Origin of the sequence: Caulobacter sp. DWR1-3-2b1, from assembly GCF_049895765.1 — a bacterium.
Classification (GTDB): Bacteria; Pseudomonadota; Alphaproteobacteria; order Caulobacterales; family Caulobacteraceae; genus Caulobacter.
On record NZ_JAFCSZ010000029.1, the window covers coordinates 24,913 to 45,816 of the forward strand.

The 20,904-nt window shown below is 67.2% G+C and carries 14 protein-coding genes and 2 pseudogenes; 13 read left to right on the forward strand and 3 right to left on the reverse strand.

Annotated features, from left to right (window positions below; translation table 11 throughout):
• Positions 1-16: 16 nt before the first annotated feature.
• Genes ACP69S_RS18710 through ACP69S_RS18735 form a run of 6 tightly spaced genes read left to right on the forward strand, consistent with a single transcriptional unit; the run spans position 17 to position 9,326 of the window.
• The gene (locus tag ACP69S_RS18710; protein WP_425999822.1) at positions 17-544 is read left to right on the forward strand and encodes a hypothetical protein; all 528 of its coding nucleotides are present in this window, start codon (positions 17-19) and stop codon (positions 542-544) included.
• Positions 541-3,309: a hypothetical protein gene (locus ACP69S_RS18715; RefSeq protein WP_425999824.1), complete on the forward strand. Its 2,769-nt coding sequence runs from the start codon at positions 541-543 to the stop codon at positions 3,307-3,309. The genes ACP69S_RS18710 and ACP69S_RS18715 overlap by 4 nt, the downstream gene beginning before the upstream one ends.
• The gene (locus tag ACP69S_RS18720; RefSeq protein ID WP_425999826.1) at positions 3,306-5,894 is read left to right on the forward strand and encodes a hypothetical protein; all 2,589 of its coding nucleotides are present in this window, start codon (positions 3,306-3,308) and stop codon (positions 5,892-5,894) included. Before ACP69S_RS18715 ends, ACP69S_RS18720 begins: the two co-directional genes overlap by 4 nt.
• Entirely contained in the window at positions 5,891-6,277 is a 387-nt protein-coding gene (locus tag ACP69S_RS18725; protein ID WP_425999827.1) for a hypothetical protein, read from the forward strand. The genes ACP69S_RS18720 and ACP69S_RS18725 overlap by 4 nt, the downstream gene beginning before the upstream one ends.
• The gene (locus ACP69S_RS18730; RefSeq protein ID WP_425999829.1) at positions 6,274-8,598 is read left to right on the forward strand and encodes a protein kinase domain-containing protein; all 2,325 of its coding nucleotides are present in this window, start codon (positions 6,274-6,276) and stop codon (positions 8,596-8,598) included. The genes ACP69S_RS18725 and ACP69S_RS18730 overlap by 4 nt, the downstream gene beginning before the upstream one ends.
• Before the next feature lie 44 nt (positions 8,599-8,642).
• Entirely contained in the window at positions 8,643-9,326 is a 684-nt protein-coding gene (locus ACP69S_RS18735; protein ID WP_425999831.1) for a hypothetical protein, read from the forward strand.
• Between the two features lie 90 nt (positions 9,327-9,416).
• Here the strand turns inward: ACP69S_RS18735 and ACP69S_RS18740 are convergent, their stop codons facing one another.
• Positions 9,417-10,238 (reverse strand): hypothetical protein, encoded by an 822-nt coding sequence (locus tag ACP69S_RS18740; RefSeq protein WP_425999832.1) that lies wholly within the window; start codon positions 10,236-10,238, stop codon positions 9,417-9,419.
• 22 nt (positions 10,239-10,260) lie between these two features.
• A pseudogene (locus ACP69S_RS18745) lies at positions 10,261-11,986 on the reverse strand (TonB-dependent receptor); the annotation flags it as partial.
• Between the two features lie 270 nt (positions 11,987-12,256).
• Here ACP69S_RS18745 and ACP69S_RS18750 point away from each other — a divergent pair.
• The 3 genes from ACP69S_RS18750 (at position 12,257) to ACP69S_RS18760 (ending at position 15,220) form a co-directional block, all read left to right on the forward strand.
• Positions 12,257-13,054, forward strand: a complete 798-nt coding sequence (locus ACP69S_RS18750; RefSeq protein WP_425999833.1) for a transglutaminase-like domain-containing protein — start codon at positions 12,257-12,259, stop codon at positions 13,052-13,054.
• Between the two features lie 218 nt (positions 13,055-13,272).
• Complete coding sequence (locus ACP69S_RS18755; RefSeq protein WP_425999834.1) at positions 13,273-14,031, forward strand: FadR/GntR family transcriptional regulator; 759 nt, start codon at positions 13,273-13,275, stop codon at positions 14,029-14,031.
• 70 nt (positions 14,032-14,101) lie between these two features.
• Positions 14,102-15,220, forward strand: coding sequence for an alginate lyase family protein (locus ACP69S_RS18760; RefSeq protein WP_425999835.1), 1,119 nt, complete (start codon positions 14,102-14,104; stop codon positions 15,218-15,220).
• Here ACP69S_RS18760 and ACP69S_RS18765 read toward each other — a convergent pair.
• Positions 15,173-16,666, reverse strand: a complete 1,494-nt coding sequence (locus ACP69S_RS18765) for a cobyric acid synthase (RefSeq protein ID WP_425999837.1) — start codon at positions 16,664-16,666, stop codon at positions 15,173-15,175. The genes ACP69S_RS18760 and ACP69S_RS18765 overlap by 48 nt on opposite strands.
• Positions 16,667-16,980: 314 nt before the next feature.
• Between ACP69S_RS18765 and ACP69S_RS18770 the strand changes: the two genes are divergently transcribed.
• The 4 genes and pseudogenes from ACP69S_RS18770 (at position 16,981) to mazG (ending at position 20,786) form a co-directional block, all read left to right on the forward strand.
• Positions 16,981-17,901, forward strand: coding sequence for a glycerophosphodiester phosphodiesterase family protein (locus ACP69S_RS18770; protein ID WP_425999839.1), 921 nt, complete (start codon positions 16,981-16,983; stop codon positions 17,899-17,901).
• A 142-nt stretch (positions 17,902-18,043) separates the two neighbouring features.
• Positions 18,044-18,532, forward strand: a complete 489-nt coding sequence (locus ACP69S_RS18775; RefSeq protein ID WP_425999841.1) for a hypothetical protein — start codon at positions 18,044-18,046, stop codon at positions 18,530-18,532.
• Between the two features lie 30 nt (positions 18,533-18,562).
• Positions 18,563-19,996, forward strand: a pseudogene (locus ACP69S_RS18780) (MFS transporter); the annotation flags it as partial.
• Positions 19,968-20,786: a nucleoside triphosphate pyrophosphohydrolase gene (gene mazG / locus ACP69S_RS18785; protein ID WP_425999842.1), complete on the forward strand. Its 819-nt coding sequence runs from the start codon at positions 19,968-19,970 to the stop codon at positions 20,784-20,786. The pseudogene ACP69S_RS18780 and the gene mazG, both read left to right, overlap by 29 nt.
• The last annotated feature ends 118 nt before the right edge of the window (positions 20,787-20,904 follow it).

Below are 20,904 nucleotides of genomic sequence, written 5' to 3' on the forward strand. Positions count from 1 at the left end.
TGGTGGAGCTGGACCTTTGATCGCCAGCGGCCTCGTGGCCTTGCTGGCCCTGGTCGGGGCCCTTTGGGCCTTCGGCTTGGCGCCCAGTCTGGGAACGGCGACGGTCGGCGCGGCGCCGACACGCGGCGGCGGACCGTGGATCGAGCGCTTGGGCCTGTCGCAGCTTGAGCCATGGTCGTCGCCAACGCCCGCGTTCGCCGACCGCCTCGCGGCGCTTGGCGACACGCCGCAGGGCGCGGCGCTGAAGCGCGATCTCTGTCAGGCGAGCGGGATGGAGACCGACCCGGCCTTCCGCGAGGCGCGGCGGGCCCTCGTGCGCAACGACGCCAATCTATGTTCGGCGCCCATCGAACATGTGGCCGCGGTCTCGCCTCTGATCGTGGCCCTTGGCCCGCAGTTTGGGTGGCCGTGCCTCATCACGCTGACGACAGTGGGCCTTGGCTTGGCCGTGTGGCGACTCTTGGCCTTGAAGCGGGCTCATGACCGTTGGCGGCTGCTGGGCCGGTCCACCTTCGGGGCGGCGCGGAGGGCAGGCAGGGGATGAGTGGCGTTCTGCTGGGTTTCATATGCCTGGCGCTCGGGCTGGCGTTCTGGCGAGTGGCGACGGACGGCGCTTCGGCGCGGCGCAAACCGTCGGCGATGCGGGTCGCGGCCCTGGTCGTCGGCGTCGCGGCCCCGGCCGTCTTGGTCGTGGGATGCTTGCTGACGGCGGCCGCACAGGGCCGCACCGGCGAGCTTCGTCTGTCGCTGTTGCGCGTGACGGCCGAGGTTCGCCAATTTCCGCTGCGTATCGGAGGCGATCCAGGTCGCGACGACATCATCGTGCCCCGCCTCCCCGCCGGCGTCGCCACCGTGGAACCTGACCTTTCGACAGGCGGCGAGGCCCCGCCGCTCGCTCTCATCATCGCCGGTTCCGATACGGCGCCGCCACAAGCCTTGATCGGGCTGCGCCAGGGGCGACGTCTCACCTGGCCCACCGCTCTGGCTTTCGCCGAAGGCGACGCCGTTTGCCTGATGGCGCCCTGCGAACAGAAAGGCGCTGCCTGGGCTGTTTTGCAAGGGCGAGCCCTGGTTCCGGCGGACTGGCGCGACGGCGAGGTTAGGGCGTTGCCCGGAGCCGTCGCCGGCCCGGCCATGCCGGAGCGCAAGACCCTCCTGGCGTTTGGCGGCGTTAACGACTGGACGCCCATCCAGGCGATCCATCCGTTGCGCGATTTCTTCCCCCGGCCCGGCTCCGCTGAGGCTGCACGCCTGCTGGCCGACTGCGACCGCTGGCTCTGCGTCGGCCAGGGCGCGGCGAGCGCTCCGGCTCGCAGTTTCCTGTTTCAGCAAGGCGGCTTCCGCGGCTCTGCCTGGGCCATCATCCTGGCCGACCCCGGCGCGCGCGTCGCGCGGAACGGTCGGGTCACTGCCTACGCCCCTCCCGCCGCCATTCGGCTGCAAACGGGGATCAGGGCCGAGATTTTCGAGCCGCGCTTCGTCGACGGCGCCCTCGATGGGCCGGAGGCGCGCCGCGGCCGCCTGCAGCTTCGCCGCAGCCTGACCCTGGCCGAGCGCGACGGCCAAGCCGACATCGCCTTCGCGACCCCACCGACCGAAATCGTCAGCCGCTGCGAACGCGGCGCGCCACCGAGCAGGCTTGGACTCGATACCGCAGTCGTCGGCGGCTTGACGGCCGATGCCCTTCGCGCGGCGCCGCCTGCGCCCCAGGGGCCGGCATGCGCCAGTTTCACCCACGCCGAACTGAACGCGCCCGCCGCCGGTCCCGCCCTGCGCACCGTACGCCTGGCGCTCGACCGGCTGGCGACGCCCTGGCCGGCGGCTCTGATCGTCGTGGCCTGGACAGCCAGCGTTCTACTTGTGTGCCGAGACCTTTTCCATCGCCGCGCGGCCTTGTGGGCGATCCTTGGCTTGCTGCAATTGCTGCTTGCTCTGCGGCTACTGATTGGTCTCGCCGCCGCCCAAGCCGATCCGGCGCTGGACTGGCGCGAAATCCTCGGCGACGCGGCTGTCAGCTATGTCATCGTCCCGGCAGCCCTGCTGGCTTGGGCGCGGGCCGGGGAGCCACGCAAGGCAGGCGATCTGACGCTCGACCTCGCCCCGCCGCTCGCCGTCGCGGCCACCCTCGCCTGGACCCATCGGCTCAGCGTCCTCAGCCTGCTATTGGTGGCAGCCTGGGGTCTTGCCGTACTCTGGCGAGCTGCGAGCACGCCTCCGACGAAGGGCTCCGCTCCGTCCCCCTTGAGCCGTCTCGCTGATCTCGGGCGACGCCTCGCCCGAGATCCTGGAACACTCTGGTTGTCCGGCGTCATGTTGCTGGTCATCGTCCTCGCAGTCCGCCTCGCGATCGGGGTGATCGGCTGGAAAGAGCGTATCGACCTCGGGGTCACGGTGCTGGCGATCAGCGTCTTCTACACACCCTTTATCCTGATTGGCTTTGGCCGCCTGCTGGGCGTCAGCGAAGCGCGACCGGGCGGGTGGACACGTCCCATCGTCTTCTGGGCGCTGTTGGTCATGGCGACCTTCGTCGTCCCGTTCACCGTGCGCGACAGCGGCTACGCCCTGATGTTCCTGCCAATCGCCGGGGTCGCCGCCGGCCTGGCCTGGCGGCGAGGTGTCGCGTGCCTGCCTTGGGGGGCGCCGGCGGCCGCGGCTATGGCAGCCTTACTTCTCTTGCCCACCCTCGGCGCCGTCGGCGCCACCCACGCCGATCGTCTCGGCCAGACCGCGCAGATGCGTCGCGGGCTCAGCGACGAGCAAGCCCTGGCGACACTCGACCGGCAGGCCAAGGCCAGCCAGAACCTGCTCCGGCTCTACCTGATCGCCGCCCCCGAGGCCCTGGAGGCAGACGTCTCGACCGAGGCAGTGGCTCTCAAGATCTGGTCGGCTCAGCTTTCCGACTACACCGACTCCCTGCTGGGGCGCGGCTACCTGTCTCCGGCCAATCTCAGCGCCCTCAAGCCTGTGCAGGCGACCGACAACCTGACCGCAGTCCACCTGATGTCTCCGTTCGGGCGTCTGGCGACCGGCCTGTTCCTGGCCTTGCTCGCCGGCGCTCCCATCGCTGTCTGGTCCCTGACACGCTCGGCCACGCTCGATGGGCGACGAGCCACTGGTCTTCTGGCCCTTTGGAGCCTTTTTGGCGCCGCCGCCTATATGACCCTGGCAAACCTGCAACTGGTACCCTTCACCGGCCGCAACGCCTACCTCCTCGCACCTACGTCGGGCGGCGATCTGCTGGAGGGCTCGGTGCTCTTCGCCCTCGCGATCTGGGGTCTGGCCGAAAGATCCCCGCAGGCGAAGCGATGAGCAAACGCCTCAAGCGCTCTGCGGGTTGGGCTCGCGTCGCGGCTGTCGCCGCACCTCTGGTCGCCATCGTCGCCCTGGTCGCGGGCGCTCCGGCGATGCTCGCCGCCCTCGGTCGGCCGTCGGGTCAGGGTCTCGCCAGCGGCTATGACCATCTGATCGACGCCATTGCCCAGCGGCAGTGGTTGGCGGTGCGTTACGACAGCAATGGAGAGCCGCAGATCGCCCTGCGAGACGGCCCGGTTGGCGACGATCGACGTCTGCGCGCCTTCGTCAACGCCTCCTATCTGCGCACCGACCTGCAGGATCCGACGCTCTGGCGTCTCAGCGACGACGGCCGCTGGGTCGAAGGCATCGACCCCTACGCCCACCACATCGACCGGCCGTTTTCGGGTGGCGGCGCCTGGGACGGACCCATCCTGTTCCGCGGCGGGCCCGCACCAGGCCTGCGCCTGCAGCCGATGGGCGACCCGTCGCCCGCGCCAATTCCGCTCGAGCCGCAGGGTGCGGACGCCGCCGCGTGCGACATCCTGATGCCGACGCGTCGGGTCGGGGCGTCGGGGCCGCGCCGCGCCCTCTCCATTTGCCTGAAGGATGGCGACGCGCCACCCCACGCCGTCGGCTCGGTCATCCTGATCGGCGACCAGGCCGTCGTACGGGTCCAGACCCCGACAATTCTTGAAATCCGCGTCGGCGCCCGCGACGTGCGTCCGCGCGCCAACGGCGACGTAACCCTCACGCCCCTGCCACAAGGTGAGACCCTCACCCTGCGGACCGGGCAGTCGGTGTTGCGCCTGCGCCTCGACGGCGGGGCGGCAGACATCGCTCGCAGCGAGCGCTCGGGAGCCCGCACCTATTTTCCCGCCCTGCAGCCCTTGGCGCAACCGCTTGAACGCGTCATGGCCGGTCGGCCGCCGACGCCTCTGCGACTTTCGCTCGACGCGCGCCTGCAACAGGCAGCGCAGGGCGCCCTATCGGCCGGGGCCGCTACGGTGCGCGCCGGCCTGTCGCCGCGAGAAACCAATCAGGAGGCCGGCGACGCCTTCAAGGCCGCGGTGACAGTCATGGACACCACGAGCGGCCAAGTGTTGGCCGTCGCCTCCTGGCCCTTGGCCGAGACCGACCTCACTGCCGCCCAGCGCCGCACGCGCCGTGGCCGGAACCTGGTCGCCCAGAACCACAACTTCGAGCGCCTGCCCGTCGGCTCCATGGCCAAGGCGCCGTTCTCGCTGGCGATCCTCGACGCGGACCCAGCATTGGCCACTCTGAAGATGCAAGGCGGCGCTACGGGCCGTATCCGCACCGTGCTGGGCATGGACCTCGGCAAGGGCGGCTTCGACAACCACGGCCTTGACGTTGTCGACTTCCCCACCTTCCTCGAGCAGTCCAATAACCGCTACGCCCTGGCGTTGATGATGTTGGCCTATCGCGCCCCGGGCGCGCCGCTGCAGCCTGTGCGTGTTCAGCCCTCGCCGGTCGAGACGTGGTCTTTGGAGGGGCGCAGCCGCACCGACACCCCGCCCCTGCCCGTCTTCGGTGAGGCAACGGCGCCAGGCCCGTTCGGGTGGGTTCTACGGCCGCCGCCCGGGCGCGGTCCAGCCTGGCCCGATCGTCTGGCGAGGCTGTTTGATATCGACGCTGGCCAGGGCGGCGGCTGTCACTATGACGTCGCGGTCTGGCGCGGTCTGACCGGCGCCGCACCCTCCTGCGCCTCGCCCCTGGCCGGCGCGTCTCCCGAGCGTGAGCGTCTGGGCTTCGATGCTATCGCCTCGTTCCGCAATGACTATCTCATGGCCGGGCTGGGGGGCAGCCGCTCGACCTGGAGCGCCATCAAGATGGCTGAGGTCTATTCGCGGATCGTCACGGGCCGGCAGGTGCGCGCGCGCTTCACGCCGACCGCCAGCCCGCCAACGGTCGACCTGCCGATGCGCAGCCCCCACATGCGTGCGACGGTGCTAGACGGCCTGTCACGGGTGGTGAAGAGCGGCACCGCCGCCTGGCTCGGCCGCGAGTTCGCCGGCATGGGATATGGCCCAGAGGTCGCCCTTTTCGCCAAGACCGGCACCATGAAGGTCGCAGGCGAAGTTCCGAGCGAGCCCGGCGCAGTTCTACTCGCGCAGCTGGCCCTTAGCGATTGCGGCCTGCGGTGGGACGCTGAGACCGGAGGGCTGAAGTTCGGCTTCGTCGCGCCCCGGAACCAAGCCGAGGCCGCGTGGCAGATCCTCGACCTCAAGGAGACTCGCTGCAGGGTGCGCGTCGCCGGCCGGCGGGACCTGGCGCAGCAGGCGGCGGCGGAGATGCAGCGTTTCGCCTGCGCCTATCGCAATTGTCGGCCAGCTGATTTCGAGCCCGAACCTGACGGCCGCGTCGTCAGCCTCCCGCTCCGCACCGCCGAGCCTCCGCTGCTCGACGGCCACGCCATCGCTGTCGTCGCCGTGCGCCAAGCCGACGGCCGCCCGGTGCGGGGGCTGACCATCGTGGTCAATCTGCAGGACAAGCGTCAGGCCGAGTCTCCGGCCCTGGCCATTGCCGCATCCATCCTGCGCTCGCCCGCCGCCCATGCCTGGATCGCGGGAGGCGGAGCGTGAAGCCCTGGGCGCCACCCCTCGCCATCGCCGCGCTGTGGCTCGCCGCCGCCGGGCTGGGCGCGTGGATGTCCCGGCCCTCGCCGGCGCCGAGTGTCGAGACTGCGGCGCCGCGCTGGCTCGTGGTGAAGGTCGCCGCCGGCAGTCCCGCCGCCCGCGACTGGCCGCACTTCTTCGCTTGCTCGGGCCTCGCCGCGGACCCCGCCCTGATGCGGGCCACCCTCGGACTGAACGGCGGAGGCGCTGAAAGCGTTTGGCGTCGTGACGGTTCGGACACGCCGATCCGCGTCGCTCTGGTTCCCATCGAGACCCCCTCGGCGTCTGAGTCCGACAGGATCATCGAGGCGGCCACCGGGGCGATCGTCGACTGTGGAGACACTCCATGACGTTCCTCCAGCGCGAGGCGCCGCTCCGCCTGACGGTCGACGGTTTCCGCAAGCCGCTGCGCCTGCGGCCCCTGCGCCGCGAGGGCGCTCTGGAAACGTTCGCCGTCGAGGGCGAGGTTCTGGAGGCCGTGCGGTTTGCCCCCGCTGGGGCCGTGCGCGAAGTCGGCGGGCGATTCACGGCGATCCCCGAGGCGGCTGACCTCTACGCGGCGGCGCTTGAGGCGTTCGAAACCCTTGGGCGGCGGCTCCAGACCACCGCGCCGTGCGCGGCTTTGCGGATCGAAGCCGTGGCCAGGACGGCGGACGGCTGCTTCTGGCTGCAATCGCCAGTGGGTCTGACCCTCGAGGCCTGGCTTGCCAAACATCGTGGCGCCGTGGCCGAACCAGTCGTCGCCGCTTTCGCCCGACGGCTGGCCGAGGCTTTGGAAGAACTGCACGCCGTTGGTGTGGTTCATGGGGATTTGTCGCCCCGGTCCGTGCTGATCGACGGCGGCGAGGTTCGCCTGACAGGGTTCATGGTTGATCGCCGGCCGCTCTTTCGAGTGCTGCGCAGCCAAGGCGGCCTGGTTGAACCAGGCTACGCGCCGCCGGAGGCCCATGATGGCGCCCTTCGTCATCCCATCGGCCCGGCCGCGGATCTCTACGCCGCCAGCGCCCTGCTTCAGCGCCTGCTGACCGGTCGCGCGCCGCCAGCCGCCAACCTCGCCGCCCGGGTGGCCGGTGACAATACCTGGCCGAACGGAGCCGTCGTTTCCGCCGTCTTGCGCGTTGGGATCGACGCCGGTCTCGCGCCAGCCGCAACAGCGCGCCCCGCCAGCGCGGCAGCCTGGCTTGCCGGCCTGGACCTGGGGCCTGAACCTGAAGGCGCCCCCTGGTTCAACGGGATCGCCAAGACGCCTCCGCCCTCCCCGCCGCCGGAGTCGGAAACCGACACGCTTGTCGTGCCGCCGCTGCCGCCGACGGAGCGCGATCCGATCGAAACGGCGCCAGAAGACGCCGAGGCGCCGCTGATACTCGGCCGCGAAGTCCCGGCCCGGCGCCGGTTGGGCTGGTGGGTCGGCGCCCTCGGCCTTGTGGCTGTGGCTGCCACTGCCGCCGTGGTCGCGCCCAAGCTCGATTACCGCCCGCAAACCCCTACCGGAGCAGGTGCGCCCACCACTGCCCCAGCCGCGCCGGCAGGTTGCCAATGGCTCTCAGCCCCCGGCGGCTGGCGCCTGCATTGCGCGGACACGTCGGCTCAGGGCCTGAGCCTGCCCGAACGGTTTGACGCCCAGACGACGGCGCGGGCCGTAGCCGGCGAGCCGGCGGCCATGGAGCGGCTGGGCGCCTTCTATCGTCAGCGAGCCGGGGAAACGGCCAACAAAGACCGCGGGGCCTACGCCTATCAAGCCCTGGCCTGGCTGCAACGGGCCGCCGCGGCCGCCGATGACGGTCGATCGGACACAGCCAGGGCCCGCGACGATGCGGCCTTGGCCCTTGGCCAGATGCTGGCCCGCGGCGAGGGCGGCCGTGCGCCGGACCCCACCGCCGCCGAGACGCGCCTCCGCCAGGCCGCTGCGGGAAGTCGCGCCGACGCCGTGCTTGCCCTTGGTCAATTTCTGGAATCGCAGGCCGGCGGCGACCCTGATCGGCTGGCCGAGGCTCGTGGCCTGTACGCCCGGGTCGCCCAACTCCGCGACGCTTCGGTCCTGCAGCGCGAGGGCGAGCGCGGTCTTGCTCGCATCGACGCGGCCGCAAAGCCGCCACCCGTCGCAATCGCGCCGCCAACTCCGGTCGATGCTCGCAGCGATAAACCAGTCGAAAGAGCGGTAGAGAAGGTCTTGCCCGAGCGGAAAGCTGTGGCGTCCAAGGCCGAACCGTCACCGATCAAGGCCCGCGTCGGGACGGGCCCGAAGCCAACGACGGCCAAGGCTGGACCGTCGAAGCGCCCCACGCCAGTGGCGCCCACGCAATCCAAGCTGGCGAAGGCGCGCGTCGGGACGAGCGCGAAGCAGCCGGCCGTTAACGCCAAACCGCCCAAACGCGTTTCGCCGGTTGTCCGCACTCCCCCGAAGTCGGCGACCACGCCACCTCTCCGGGCCTTACCGGCCGCGCGCGCGCCAGCGCCGACGCCGGCCCTCCGGACCTGGACGGCGTCGGCTTTCGTAAAGGTCGATCCCGCGGCGGACTTCTATTCCATGGTCGATCTGGCCGGACGGGCCGCCTGCGAGAGCGAAGGCGGTGAAACCCTGTCCGTCCGAAGCGGCGACACCATCTGCCCCAACGGCGTCAATTACTGCCAGGTCCGCGCCGTCGCGACCTGCCAAGGAGCCAGACCATGAGCCAGACAACACGATCCTTAGCGGCCTTTGCCGCCGCCTTGCTCTTGGCCGCGACGACCCAGGCCCACGCGCAAAACGCCTTCAGGGGCGATTGCGAACAGGCGCAGGGTTTCGCCGCCTCCGTTGCTTTCAAGGCCTCCTACCGAGGCGTTCAGCGCATGACGCCGCAAGCTGCAGATCCGTGCGGGCGGGACGTGGTTGCGGTCTACGACCTGAAGCGGCGCAACGAGTCCAACGCCAATTACGATCTGATCGGGCGCTATTACTATCTCTGGCCCAACAACGCGGCTTGCCGTGAGGAAGTGCACGACCGCCTGAGCGGCATCGCGCGGATCACTCAGGACGTACGGCCCAGCGGCTTGCTTTGTGAGGTGCAGCTCAAACTCGAATTCGATGTGGCCGAGGATGAGAAATACGGACCCAACCGTTTTTCCAAACTCATCACCTTGATCGGCGCGGACACCTCCCGCTTCGCCGCCACCGTGCCGGGCGAAACCGGAGCGACGGTCTTTTACGAAGCGCCCGCCCATACCGTCGATCGCGCCGCCGGCCCCGCCGACGAAAACAGCGACATCGTCACCGAGCGCAGCGATGCGCCCCCGCCCGCCGTCGCCACACCCTATGGGCCCAACCGCCGGCAGTTCTTCGATCGGCGCGAGGGTCGCTTCTACTTCTACGATCCGTTGCGCGAGGCTTACCTCTGGGAAAATGGCGAGCCGCGCGATTAGCGCCGCAGCTCAAACGCGGTGTTCCGGGCAAGTTCCACATCCTGGACTTGAAGCTGACCCGGGGCCCGGCAGGTCTCGACCTGAAAGCGGCTACCGCGGTAGCCGGACCCGCATGGCGAGGATCTCTCGGGTTCGCCGCGTTATTCCGAACAGCATCTCCGGCTGGCTCTCGTCCCAATCGATGGCTTGGCCCTCGGCCTCCATGCCCAAGGTATCGAGATGGTCGAGCACGCCGCCGACTTTGGGCAGTTGCGTGACATAAAGTTCGGGAAGGTCGTGACCGCTCAGATAGAGATTGCCGTCTGCGCCCCAACCACCACCTGAGATGCTCATCGGCGCGATGCGCCCCAGGACGGTGGCCGGCAGCCCCCAGGCCTCAAGCCGGCGCCATTGGTCGTCGAACTTGACCAGGGTGGTGTGGCGGTGGTCGCGCGGGGTCTCGCCGCCCTTGCCGTCATAGTTGGCGAACATCCCCCACCAGAAGCCATCGCGGCGATCGATCCAGGTGACCGAGCCCGTGCCCAGGCCCAACGAAATGCTGCGCTTGTGGGCAAGGGTCATCGGGTGGAACACCTCGACAGTGCTGACGTGCGGCGTGGCGGGAAAGTTGGAGCTGGCGCAGACCACCTCCCTGGCGATCACGGCGCAAGAGTTGATGTGAGGGAAGCGAGCCTTTTCGCCAACCCACTCCGCCCGCTTCTCGCCAGTCTTCTTGTCGAAACGGATCAGCCTGAAATTGCTGACCGAATAGACGTCATTGGGACCGACGGCGACGCCCTGGCTGGCGGCCCCGTCGTAGCGACGCACGGTCTCGGCCTTGTGGGTCAGCGCGGCCGCTGGCGGCGTGACCGCTGGCGGCGCGGGGGCCGCTGACACCTGAAGCGCCACGGCCGCGAGCAGTTGCGGGATCATCGGCTTTTCTCCGTCTCGCGCCCTAGAAGTTCACCGCCGCGCCAACCCAATAGGTACGGCCGTAGTTGGCCCACTCCTGAAGGTAGGCACGGCCCGGGCCTGTCACCTCTTGGCGGCCGGTGTTGGACAGGTTCTGCCCCTCGACGAAGACCGTGAAGCGATCGGCGAAACGCCAGGACAGGCTTGCGTCGAAGCTGTGACGCCCTTTCCAGTACTGGTCGGAATTGACGTTGGCGTCGTTGATCGTCTCCAGCTGTCCGCCCCTGTAGTTGTGCGACACCCGGGCCTCGAACGGACCCCGCTGATAGTAGATCGACTCATTGGTGGTGAGCTCGGGCTGCTGGAACAGGCCGGTCACGCGCGGGCCGGTTGAGGTCAGGAAGGTGAACCTGGTATCCAGCACGGTCGCGTTGGCATTGAGCCCTAAACCATCCAGCGGCGAGGGCAGGAAGGTGAAGGCCTGCTGCACCGCAAACTCCAGACCGGTGATCTTGGCCGATTCGGCGTTGCGCGGCGTGGACACCAACACGGGCTCGACACCGCGACCAACGTCGCGGTTCTCGATGGACGTCAGGGTGAAGATCTCGTTCTCGATAGTCTTGTTGAACACCGCCAGAGAGATCAGGCCGTCCTGTGGATAGAATTCGACTGACAGATCGAAGCCTTCGCTTTCGCGGGCCTTCAGCCCAGGATTGCCGCGCGACAGCCGGGCCTGGCTGCCGTCGAATGTGAGGCCTTCGGTCGCCGCCAGGGACCCGAAGTCGGGGCGACCGATGGTGTTGGTCCAGGCGGCGCGAATGATCAGGTTCTCGGCAGGCTTCCACTGCAGGTGCAGGCTGGGCAGCCAGTTCTCATAGGCGCCGGCATTGCTGACCGGAGTCAGGACGCCGCCGGTATTGCGGACCGCGTCGGATTCCACCTCGGTGCGCTCGTAGCGCAGGCCGCCCAGCACGGTGAAATCACCCACCCGATAGCTAGCCTGGCCGTAGCCGGCATAGACGTCTTCCTGGACCTCGTAGTTGCCGGTGGGCGCTGTCACCGCGGCGGCGAACCGGGCCTTGTTGGCGTCAAAAAAGGCCATGGCCTTGTCCGCGCCGATCCGGGGCGTCAGCAGATAGCGGCCGGCGATCTTCTGGCTGGGGCCCGCCATGGCGACTTCGGCCAGGGTGTAGGCGAAGCCGGGCGTGGTGCGGTAGTTGATCTGGCTGTTGGTCAGCTGGCGCTCGGTGGAGCGCAGCACGCCGCCAAAACTGGCCTTCAGATTGCGCTCGCCGCCTTCGTCGTCATACGTTGATCACGCCGCCGATGGCGTTGCCGTCGTTCTCGGGCGTCACCGTCTTGATGACTTCCAGGCGGCCGGCCATCACCGAGGGCACGGTATCCAGCGGCACGGTGCGGCCGCTCTCGTCGACCGAGGCGACGATTGCGCCGTCAACCGTGGTGCGATTATAGGTCAAGCGCAGACCGCGCACGACGGGGAAGCGAGGCTCGCCCTGGTCTTCCATCACTGAAATGCCGGGGATGCGGCGCAGGGCGGCGGCGGTGTTGTGATCGGGCAACTTGCCGATATCGTCAGCCGAGACGACGTCCGAGATCCCGAATGTCTCGCGCTTGACGGCGATAGCGGCGCGTTGCGCCTCTCGCTGCCCGGTCACGATGACTTCCTCGACGGCCGTAGCATCGGCTTCCTGGGCTTGGGCAAACGCGGGGGCCGAGAGGCAGGTGCTCGCCATCAGGCTCATGGAAAGCCTGCGGATGCTGATCGGCTTGAACATTTGTGCCCCCTCTGAAATCTGAGAGGCGCTTAAGCCGGTGCAGTGACGGGCGTGCTACAGTTGGGTGTCACACTCAAGACGCTGAAATGGGAATTGGCCGACAGGTCCATTCGCCGACCCGGCTCGCTCAAATCGGGATGCGGAGTTCTGGTTGAGCTACTGCCCCCTCCAGACCGCTTGCGTTGTTTGGGCAGGTAGGCAACGTCAGCTCACGTGGCGTGCTGCGAGGCCCTGGAGAGACTGATGCGGTTCGAGATTCAGGCAGCGCTGACCTATGACTTCGCGACGCCTTGCGAGGTATTGCTGATGCTTGAGGCCGCGCACGGCCATGGCCAGGCGATCCACCTCGAGGCCCTCAGCTTTTCGCCGACGGCCGAGGTCGCCAGGCTTAATGACGCAATATCAGGCGAACGGCGCGCTGTGTTCACGGCCGAGGGACAGGTCAAGATCGACTACACGGCCGAGGTCGAGATCGCACCGCGGGTCTCCGACCTCAAAGGCGCCGAGACCATGGCTATCCGAGATCTGCCTGGCGAGGCCCTGCCCTATCTCCGCGCCAGCCGCTATTGTCCGTCTGACCGGTTCGAAAGCTTCGTAGAGCGTGAGTTCTCCGCTCTGTCGGGCGGCGCCAAGGTCGAGGCGATCCTGGCCTGGATCGCCGAGCACATCGATTACCGGTTCGGCGTCAGCGACTTCGCCACGACGGCGCGGGACACCTTCGTCGATCGCGCCGGGGTGTGCCGGGACTTCGCGCATCTGGCGATTACCCTTTGCAGAGCGGCCGACATCCCTGCCCGCGCGGTCAGCGCCTATGCCTGGAAGCTGGAGCCGGCGGACCTGCATGCTGTCGCGGAGGTCTATCTCGGCGGCCACTGGAGATTGATCGATCCGACAGGCAAGGCCCCGATCGATGGCCTGGTACGCGTGGCGACCGGCCGCGACGCCGCAGACATCGCCTTCATGACCATTTTCGGCAGGGCCAGCCTCATCACGCAGAGCTTCGCGATCAAGCAGTGTGGCCTTCAACAGTCAGCGGCCTGAACTCCCGCGAGCATCGCGAATGGCAAGGTCTTGTTCGCAGCTTGTCGAACGCCCGATTCCAACGGCTTGTCTTGCGCGCTGGACAACGCTGTCGGTGCGCTCGCCAAGCAAGGGTCGAGCGGGATGGGCATCATGAGAGGCGATCAACTGGCCGCACGCACGTTGGCCAAGGTTCAGCACTCTTGACGTCCGCCCCTTTGCCAGACATCGCGGAAGCCATGACCAATACGACGCCCGATCCTCGCAATCTTCGACAGCAGATCGCCAACGAAATCGCGGTCTCGATCCGCGATGGGTTTTATCCACAGGGCCGACGCCTGCCGTCCGAGCGGGATCTGGCGGAGCAGTTCAAGGTCAGCCGCCCTACCGTGCGCGAAGCCATGATCATTCTGGAAGCGCGGGGCCTGGTGAAGCCACGACAGGGCGCCGGCGTCTATGTAACCGAGGCCCCCCGGCCTGAAGCCGCCCCCCCTGAGCTTGATATCGGCCCCTTCGAGCTGATGGAGGCGCGGGCGCTGATAGAGGGGCACACTTGCGCCCTGGCGGCGACCGTCATTCTCGACGAGGAAGTCGAGGAACTGGCCGTGATCCTGCAGGACATGGCCGAAGAGCGCGAACTGGGCGCCCTGGTCGATCTGGCCGACCGGCGGTTCCACGTGGCCATTGCGCGCGCCACGCGCAACAACGCCCTGGTCACGATGGTCGAGAACCTATGGGACCTGCGTTACAAGCCGGCCTGCCGGGCCATGCTCGACCGCGCCAGCGAGGTCCGGGCACGCTCTCTGGTCGATGACCATCGGGGCATATTCGAGGCCCTGAAAGCCCGCGACCCCATCGCGGCGCGCGCGGCGATGCGCGAGCATCTGGGCCAGGTGCTGGATAATCTCCTGGTTGTCGCCGAGACCGACGCGCTGCAGGAAACTCAAGCTCGACTGTCGGCCAAGCGCAGCGAACTGGCTCGGCGTTCGCAACTTTAGCCGTTCAGCGTGACCTTCGGAATTGGTCATACCAGAGCGTTGACGGTGACCGAAATTGGCCAGATAAGTGATGGGAATTCCCGCCTATCTGATCGGCCAAGCCATGCTGAAGTCCCTGCTCGCTTTCGCGCTTTGCGCCTTCGCCTTGTCGGTTTCAAACGCGCAAGCGCAGGGTTTCTCGTTGTTCAACAACGCCTTCGCACAAGATTTGCCAAGCAAGGCAAGTGAAGCGGCAGGTGTCGAAACCCAGCGCCGGGCTCAGGCGAGCCTTGACCGTGTTCCCGGCCCCCTGCCCGTCGTCCACACCGAGGGGACGCTACCGGGCAAGGGCATCCGCGAGATCAGCAGCAAGGCGCGCGAAGATCTCCCGGTGATGTTGAACGCCGCCCTCGCCTATCGAATGACCGGTGATCGTCGCTACCTGGCCACCGCCGAACGGTTCTTTGAAGCCTGGGCGAATGTCTACAAGCCTTCGTTCAATCCAATCGACGAAACCCATTTCGACCAGGTGATGCTGGCCTACGACCTGACACGCCCGGACCTTTCACCCACCGCGCGGGGCAAGCTGGACGCCTTCTGGCGCGCGATAGCGCTTGGCTATCTTGACGTCATGGACGGCAAACCCAAGAACGCCGAGACCAACTGGCAAAGCCATCGGGTCAAGCTGGCGACCATGGCGGCGTTCCAGACTGGCGATGCGGCGCTGATCCAGCGCGCGGCCAAGGCCTATGACCGCCAGATCGCCGCCAACATTCACGCGGATGGCTCGGTGTTCGATTTCCACGAGCGCGACGCCTTGCACTACGTCACTTATGGTCTCGACCCGCTGATGATGGCCGCTCTGTCGGCGAAGGCGCATGGTCAGGACTGGTTCGCGCGCAAGAACCCGGCCGGCGCCGGCCTGCCCACAGCTCTGGATTGGCTGGCCCCCTATGCCAAGGGCGACAAGGTCCATCAGGAGTTCATCAATTCGAAGATCCAGTTCGACGCCGACCGCGCCGCCTCGGGTCAGAAGGAGTATCAGCCCCATCCCTGGGACACCGCCAACGGGGCTCAGACCTTCGGATTGGCTCGTCTTCTGGATCCCAAGTACGCACCAGTGTTCGACAACGTGGTTTCGCGAACCGGCCGCGCCATTCCTCTATGGTTGACGCTCTACAGCGCCACGAAGAACGCCGGCGCCAACTAGGCCAGCCATGGCGGCTATGGCCTCGATATCGAAAGCGCTCTCCAAGGCGTTTGCGATCTCGTCCAGAGCCGCATGCACGCGAACGCTCTGGTCCAGCCCATCTGACGCGGCGCCCATCCCGCTCAAGAACGCCCGTCGCGCGGAGCCCTGGTTGAACAGGCCGTGGACGTAGCAACCCATGATCCGGCCATCGGCCGACACCGCACCATCTGGGGCGCCGCTATCCATCAGCAGCATTGGGCGGACAGCACCTGTCGTCCTGCCTACATGCATCTCGTAGCCTTCGAACCGTCCTTCGCCACCCACCAGGCGGCCCGAGACCGGGGCAAGCACCTTGTCGCCGGTCAGGATGGTGTCGACATCCAGAAGGCACAGACCGTCGACCTGCTCTGGTGGACCTTCGACGCCATCGGGATCGCTCAGCGTTCGACCCAGCATCTGGTAGCCACCGCAGACGCCCAATACGCGACCGCCCCGGCGAACATGAGCGGCGAGATCGATGTCCCACCCTTGGGCGCGGAGAAAGGCGAGGTCGGCCAGGGTGGACTTGGTCCCGGGAAGGATCACCAGATCCGCGTCGCCTGGCAGCGGCTGGCCGGGCGGAACGAAGCCGAAATCGACGTCTGGCTCGACACGCAGGGCGTCGAAATCATCGAAATTGGCGATCCGCGACAGCTTGGGCGCGACGATCTTCAAGCGCCTCCGCTCACCTGGCGTGGACCGGTCCAGCACCACGGCGTCCTCGGCCGGCAATGATCGCGCCGAGGCAAGCCAGGGCGCCACGCCGAGATCCGCCCACCCCGTGCGTCGTATGATTTCGCTGCGGCCGTCATCGAATAGCGTGGGGTCGCCCCGGAACTTGTTGATCAGGAAACCCCGGATCATGGCGCGATCCTGTTCGTCGAGCACGGCATGGGCTCCGACCAGGGCGGCGATCACGTGCCCTCGATCAATGTCGCCGACCAGAACCACCGGCACATCTGCCGCGCGGGCGAAGCCCATATTGGCGATGTCGCCGACCCGCAGATTGATCTCGGCCGGGCTGCCCGCGCCCTCCACGATCACCAGGTCGCACTCGGCCTCCAGACGACGGAAGCTCTCCAGCACCGTGTCGAGTAGCGCGCCTTTCCGCTCCTGATAGCCGCGCGCTTTCCAGGTCCCGGTCATCTTGCCCAGCACGATCAGCTGGGCGCCGACATCGCTCTGGGGCTTGAGAAGGACCGGGTTCATATCAACTGTCGGCGCCGTGCGGCAGGCCATGGCCTGCAGCGCCTGAGCCCGTCCGATCTCGCCGCCGTCAGCTGTGACGGCGGCGTTGTTGGACATGTTCTGCGGCTTGAACGGCCGCACGCTCAGGCCGCGATTGGTGAAAAGGCGGCACAGGCCCGCCACCAGAACCGACTTTCCGACATCGGACCCGCAGCCCTGAATCATCAACGCCGCCATGCCAATTCCCCCGAGAACTTTTACAAACCACATCGCGCTACGGGTTCGCCAGTCTGGCGCGTGCCTTCCAAAGGACCCAGGGTCCAGTGGCACGTAGGCTCCACCACCTACAATTGCGGGGCAGCCGGGGTTCGAACCCTGTTCCCTATTCAACCCTCGCGAGGAAACTGACGCGGCAGCAGGGCTATATGCTGCATCGCACACCGTCAATTTGCAGAGCTTCCGGGGACTGGACGCGACGCAGATCTGTTCGTCGCCCAACCCGCCGGTCGATCTGCTAGACAGCTTTCAGGTGATCAACTGTTGGATTTGGAATGATCTGCATGCGCGTCCTGGCCCTCAGCCTCACCGTTTCGATGTCCGTTCTGGCCGGCTGCGCGACGCCGCCCGCCTCGCGAGACGCCGTGCCTCTGGCGGCCTTTTTCGACTGCGCTCGCGACCGGGGCGTCCTCGTTTCCGCCCACCGCGCTGTGCTGGACGACAGCACGCCGGAAAACTCCCTGGCCGGCATTCGCGCGACAGGAACAGCTATCCGTCCTGCCCTGCTCGAGATCGACGTGACGCGGACCAAAGACGGCGCGCTGGTTCTGATGCACGACGACACCCTGGACCGCACCACGACGGGCCGTGGTCGCGTCGCCGACAACACTCTGGCTCAGGTGCGCGCCGCGCGTCTGATCGATGGCAACGGCAAGGTCACGGATGCGCCGCCTCCGACCTTGCGTGAAGCTCTGGACGCGGCCGGCAAGGTCGGGGCGATCGTGACCCTGGACTTCAAGAGTTCCGGCGCTGATGGCGATATTCTTACACAGCAAGTGATCGCAGAGACGCGCGCCGCGCGCGCCGAAGGTCGCGCCGTGCTGATCGTTTACAACGACGCGGACGCCCTGCGCCTGGCAGTCCTGGCGCCAGAGATGATGATCTCCGTCCCGGTCTCCAGTCCGGATCACTTGGCGGCTCTTGCAAATGGAGGCCTGAAGGCCAACCGCATCCTGGCTTGGACCGGCACGCGTGCTGAAAATCCGATACTGTGGGCCAATCTTCGCCAGGCGGGCGTGGAGCCGATGTTCGGAACCCTTGGCGCGCCCGGCCGCCGCGCGGACGACGGCGATCCCGGCGAGTATCGCGATCTCGCCAAGTCGGGTGTCGCGGTGATCGCGACCGACACGCCCAGGGTCGTCAAGGCGGTACTAGCCGAGGCCGTGACCGCGCCCGCCGCGTGCAAGGTCAACTGAGGCCGCAGATGCAGCGGGAGCTGCGGGCAGCGGCAGCGTAGCGACCACAAACAAACGTTTGGAATGTGCGGGGCCGGCTCTGGTATTTTGTTTCGGATAGCCGCACAGTTTCCGATGAGAGATCAAACCCGGAGCTCCGACGATGAGAATCTCGCTTGTGATCCTGGCCCTGGGCGCGGTGGTCGCCAGCCCTGCCATGGCTGCGCCCGAAGTCTCGGCGGTTCGAGTCTCGATTGGACCCGACCTGGCCAAGAAGACGCAGGTCATGGACCGGCGGGAGTTTGACTACCTGACCCGCGAGCTCAAACGATCCGTGGAAAAAACCCTCGATCGTTCAGGCGCGTTGGCTGACGGCGGCGAACTCGATCTCGTGATCGAGGACGCCAGGCCCAATCGTCCCACCATGCGGGAAATGAGCGCCAAGCCTGGACTCTCCTATCAAAGCTTCGGCGTCGGTGGAGCGCGGGTCAGCGGCGAATACCGCGCCGCGTCGGGCGCCCGCACGCCGGTCGACTACAGCTGGTACGAAACCGATATCCGCTGGGCCGAATACGGCTCCACCTGGAGCGACGCCGACAAGGCTTTCGACAGGTTGGCCGTCCGCTTGGCCAAGGATTTCGGCGACCGCTAGAACAGCGTTCAGGGGCGACCGCCCCGTGAGTTCAAAAGGCGGGAGCCAACCCGCCGCTTACCTGTACCGGAGGGATTTAGCCGAATGACCGATAGACGATCATCCTGGTCTCTGGCTGCGTTTGCCGCGCCTTGCCTGCCTCTCGCGGCGCTTGGCCTGCCGTTGGTGGTCTATCTGCCCGAGTTCTATGTCAGCGAACTTGGTCTTTCGCTCGGCGCGGTTGGAGCTGCCTTCCTCATCGTCCGGCTGATCGACATCGTTTTCGACCCGCTGATCGGCGGCATCATGGACCGCATGCGGACCAAGTGGGGCCGGTTCAGACCCTGGCTGGTGGCTGGCTCTCCCCTTGTGATGCTAGGCGCGTTCGGCCTGTTCATGGCCCGGCCCGGGATCGGCCCGCTCTATTTGTGGGCCTGTCTGATCGTGGTCTATGCCGGCTATTCGATGATGGTGCTGTCCCATACTGCGTGGGCCGCCGTGCTTTCGACCGACTATCAGCAACGCTCGCGCGTCTATGGCTGGTGGCAGGCAGGCAACGTGCTGGGGATGATCCTGGTGCTCACCCTGCCGCCGATCATCGCCCTGGCCTTCAAGGGCGACCACGCGGCCGGCATCCGCTCGATGGGCTGGTTCGTCGTGCTGCTGATCCCGTTGACGGTGCTTCTGGCGACCCGGGCCGTCGGCGAACGCGCCGCTCCGGTGACGCGTCACAAGTCGGGTCTGACGCAGTATTTCGCGCTGATGAAGCGCGGCTCGGTTCAAAAATTGCTGCTCGCCGACCTGCTGATGGGACTGGCGCCGGGCATCGCCGGAGCGCTGTTCTTCTTCTTTTTCGAGCGCATCAAGGGTTTCGACAAAACCGAAGCTGGCCTGATGCTGCTGATCTATTTCGTGGCCGCCCTGGCCGGCGCGCCGCTATGGCCCATGTTGGCCAAGCGCATCGGCAAGCACCATGCATTGGCGGTCGCCTCGGTGATCTACGCCTTTGTGCAGGTCTGCGCCGTCATGACGCCGGCCGGCAATTCCCTGGCCGGCATGGCGATCCTGGTCCTGGCGGGCATTCCCTTCTCTGCGGCGCCCTTGCTGGTCCGAGCCATGATGGCCGACATCGGCGACGAAGAGCGCTTGGCCAGCGGAGCTGACCGCACCGGCCTGCTCTACGCCATCGTCAACGGCACGGTGAAGCTGGGCCATGCCCTGGCGATCGGCGCCTTCCCGCTGTTGGCCCTGCTTGGTTTCGATCCGAAGCTCCCCACGGCAGCGGGCGAAACGGCTCTGATCGCGCTTTATGCCGTGGTTCCGGCAGCGATGGGTCTTGTGGTCGCAGCCGTCATGCTGCGCTATCCGCTCGACGCGACTCGCGTCGCCGAGATCCAGCGCCAGCTCGCGGCGCGGGACGCGGCGACGCCGCACCCCGAGCCGGAACCGGATCCGCATGCCGCCCTCACAGCCCCAGCCGAATGATCCCGATCATCCGCTGTTCGCCCTGATCGAGATCATGGCCCGCCTGCGCGATCCTGTGGGCGGTTGCCCTTGGGACCAGCAGCAGACCTTTGCGAGCATCGCACCCTATACGGTCGAGGAAGCCTACGAGGTCGCGGACGCCATTGAGCGCGGCGACCTGACCGACTTGAAGGAGGAATTAGGCGACCTTCTGCTGCAGGTCGTGTTCCACGCGCGCATGGCGCAGGAGCAAGGGGCTTTCGACTTCGCGGGGGTTGCTGCGGCGATCTCTGACAAGATGATCCGCCGACATCCGCACGTGTTTGGCGACCACGCCTATCATGATCAAGCCGCCCAGACCGCGGGCTGGGAGGCGCTGAAGGCTCAGGAGCGCAAAGCCAAGGCCAAGACCGGCGTCCTGGATGACGTGCCGGCTGGCCTCCCGGCCCTCACCCGCGCCGTGAAGCTGACCAAGCGCGCGGCCCGGGTCGGTTTCGACTGGCCCTCGACCAAGGAGGTCCTCAACAAGCTGCGCGAGGAGATCGCCGAACTGGAAGTCGAGATCGAAGCTGGCGACCAGGCCAAGGCCCGCGAGGAGCTTGGCGACCTGCTGTTCGTCTGCGCCAACCTCGCCCGCAAGCTGGACGTCGAGCCCGAGGACGCTCTGCGCGCCACCAACGCCAAGTTCAGCAGGCGCTTTGCCTTCATCGAGGCGGCTCTGGCCAAGGACGGGCGCACCCCGGACCAGTCAGACCTGGAGGAGATGGACGCGCTGTGGGACGCAGCCAAGGCCGACGAGAAGAAGCGCTAGTGCGCATTCCAGTGATCGTGGGCGCCCATTCCAGGCGATGGTGGGCGCCGATTCCACGTGATCGTGGGCGGTCTGGAGCCTGACCGACGGCGGCTATGGAGTCAGGGGTTTTGGTCTG

Excerpts from the sequence above, each read along its gene's own strand:
- ACP69S_RS18715 (WP_425999824.1), top strand. The coding sequence starts at position 541 with ATGAGTGGCGTTCTGCTGGGTTTCATATGCCTGGCGCTCGGGCTGGCG.
- ACP69S_RS18750 (WP_425999833.1), top strand. The coding sequence starts at position 12,257 with ATGCGGTTCGAGATTCAGGCAGCGCTGACCTATGACTTCGCGACGCCT.
- ACP69S_RS18740 (WP_425999832.1), bottom strand. The coding sequence starts at position 10,238 with ATGATCCCGCAACTGCTCGCGGCCGTGGCGCTTCAGGTGTCAGCGGCC.
- ACP69S_RS18730 (WP_425999829.1), top strand. The coding sequence starts at position 6,274 with ATGACGTTCCTCCAGCGCGAGGCGCCGCTCCGCCTGACGGTCGACGGT.
- ACP69S_RS18775 (WP_425999841.1), top strand. The coding sequence starts at position 18,044 with ATGAGAATCTCGCTTGTGATCCTGGCCCTGGGCGCGGTGGTCGCCAGC.
- ACP69S_RS18770 (WP_425999839.1), top strand. The coding sequence starts at position 16,981 with ATGATCTGCATGCGCGTCCTGGCCCTCAGCCTCACCGTTTCGATGTCC.
- ACP69S_RS18720 (WP_425999826.1), top strand. The coding sequence starts at position 3,306 with ATGAGCAAACGCCTCAAGCGCTCTGCGGGTTGGGCTCGCGTCGCGGCT.
- ACP69S_RS18755 (WP_425999834.1), top strand. The coding sequence starts at position 13,273 with ATGACCAATACGACGCCCGATCCTCGCAATCTTCGACAGCAGATCGCC.
- ACP69S_RS18760 (WP_425999835.1), top strand. The coding sequence starts at position 14,102 with ATGGGAATTCCCGCCTATCTGATCGGCCAAGCCATGCTGAAGTCCCTG.
- mazG (WP_425999842.1), top strand. The coding sequence starts at position 19,968 with ATGCCGCCCTCACAGCCCCAGCCGAATGATCCCGATCATCCGCTGTTC.
- ACP69S_RS18765 (WP_425999837.1), bottom strand. The coding sequence starts at position 16,666 with ATGGCGGCGTTGATGATTCAGGGCTGCGGGTCCGATGTCGGAAAGTCG.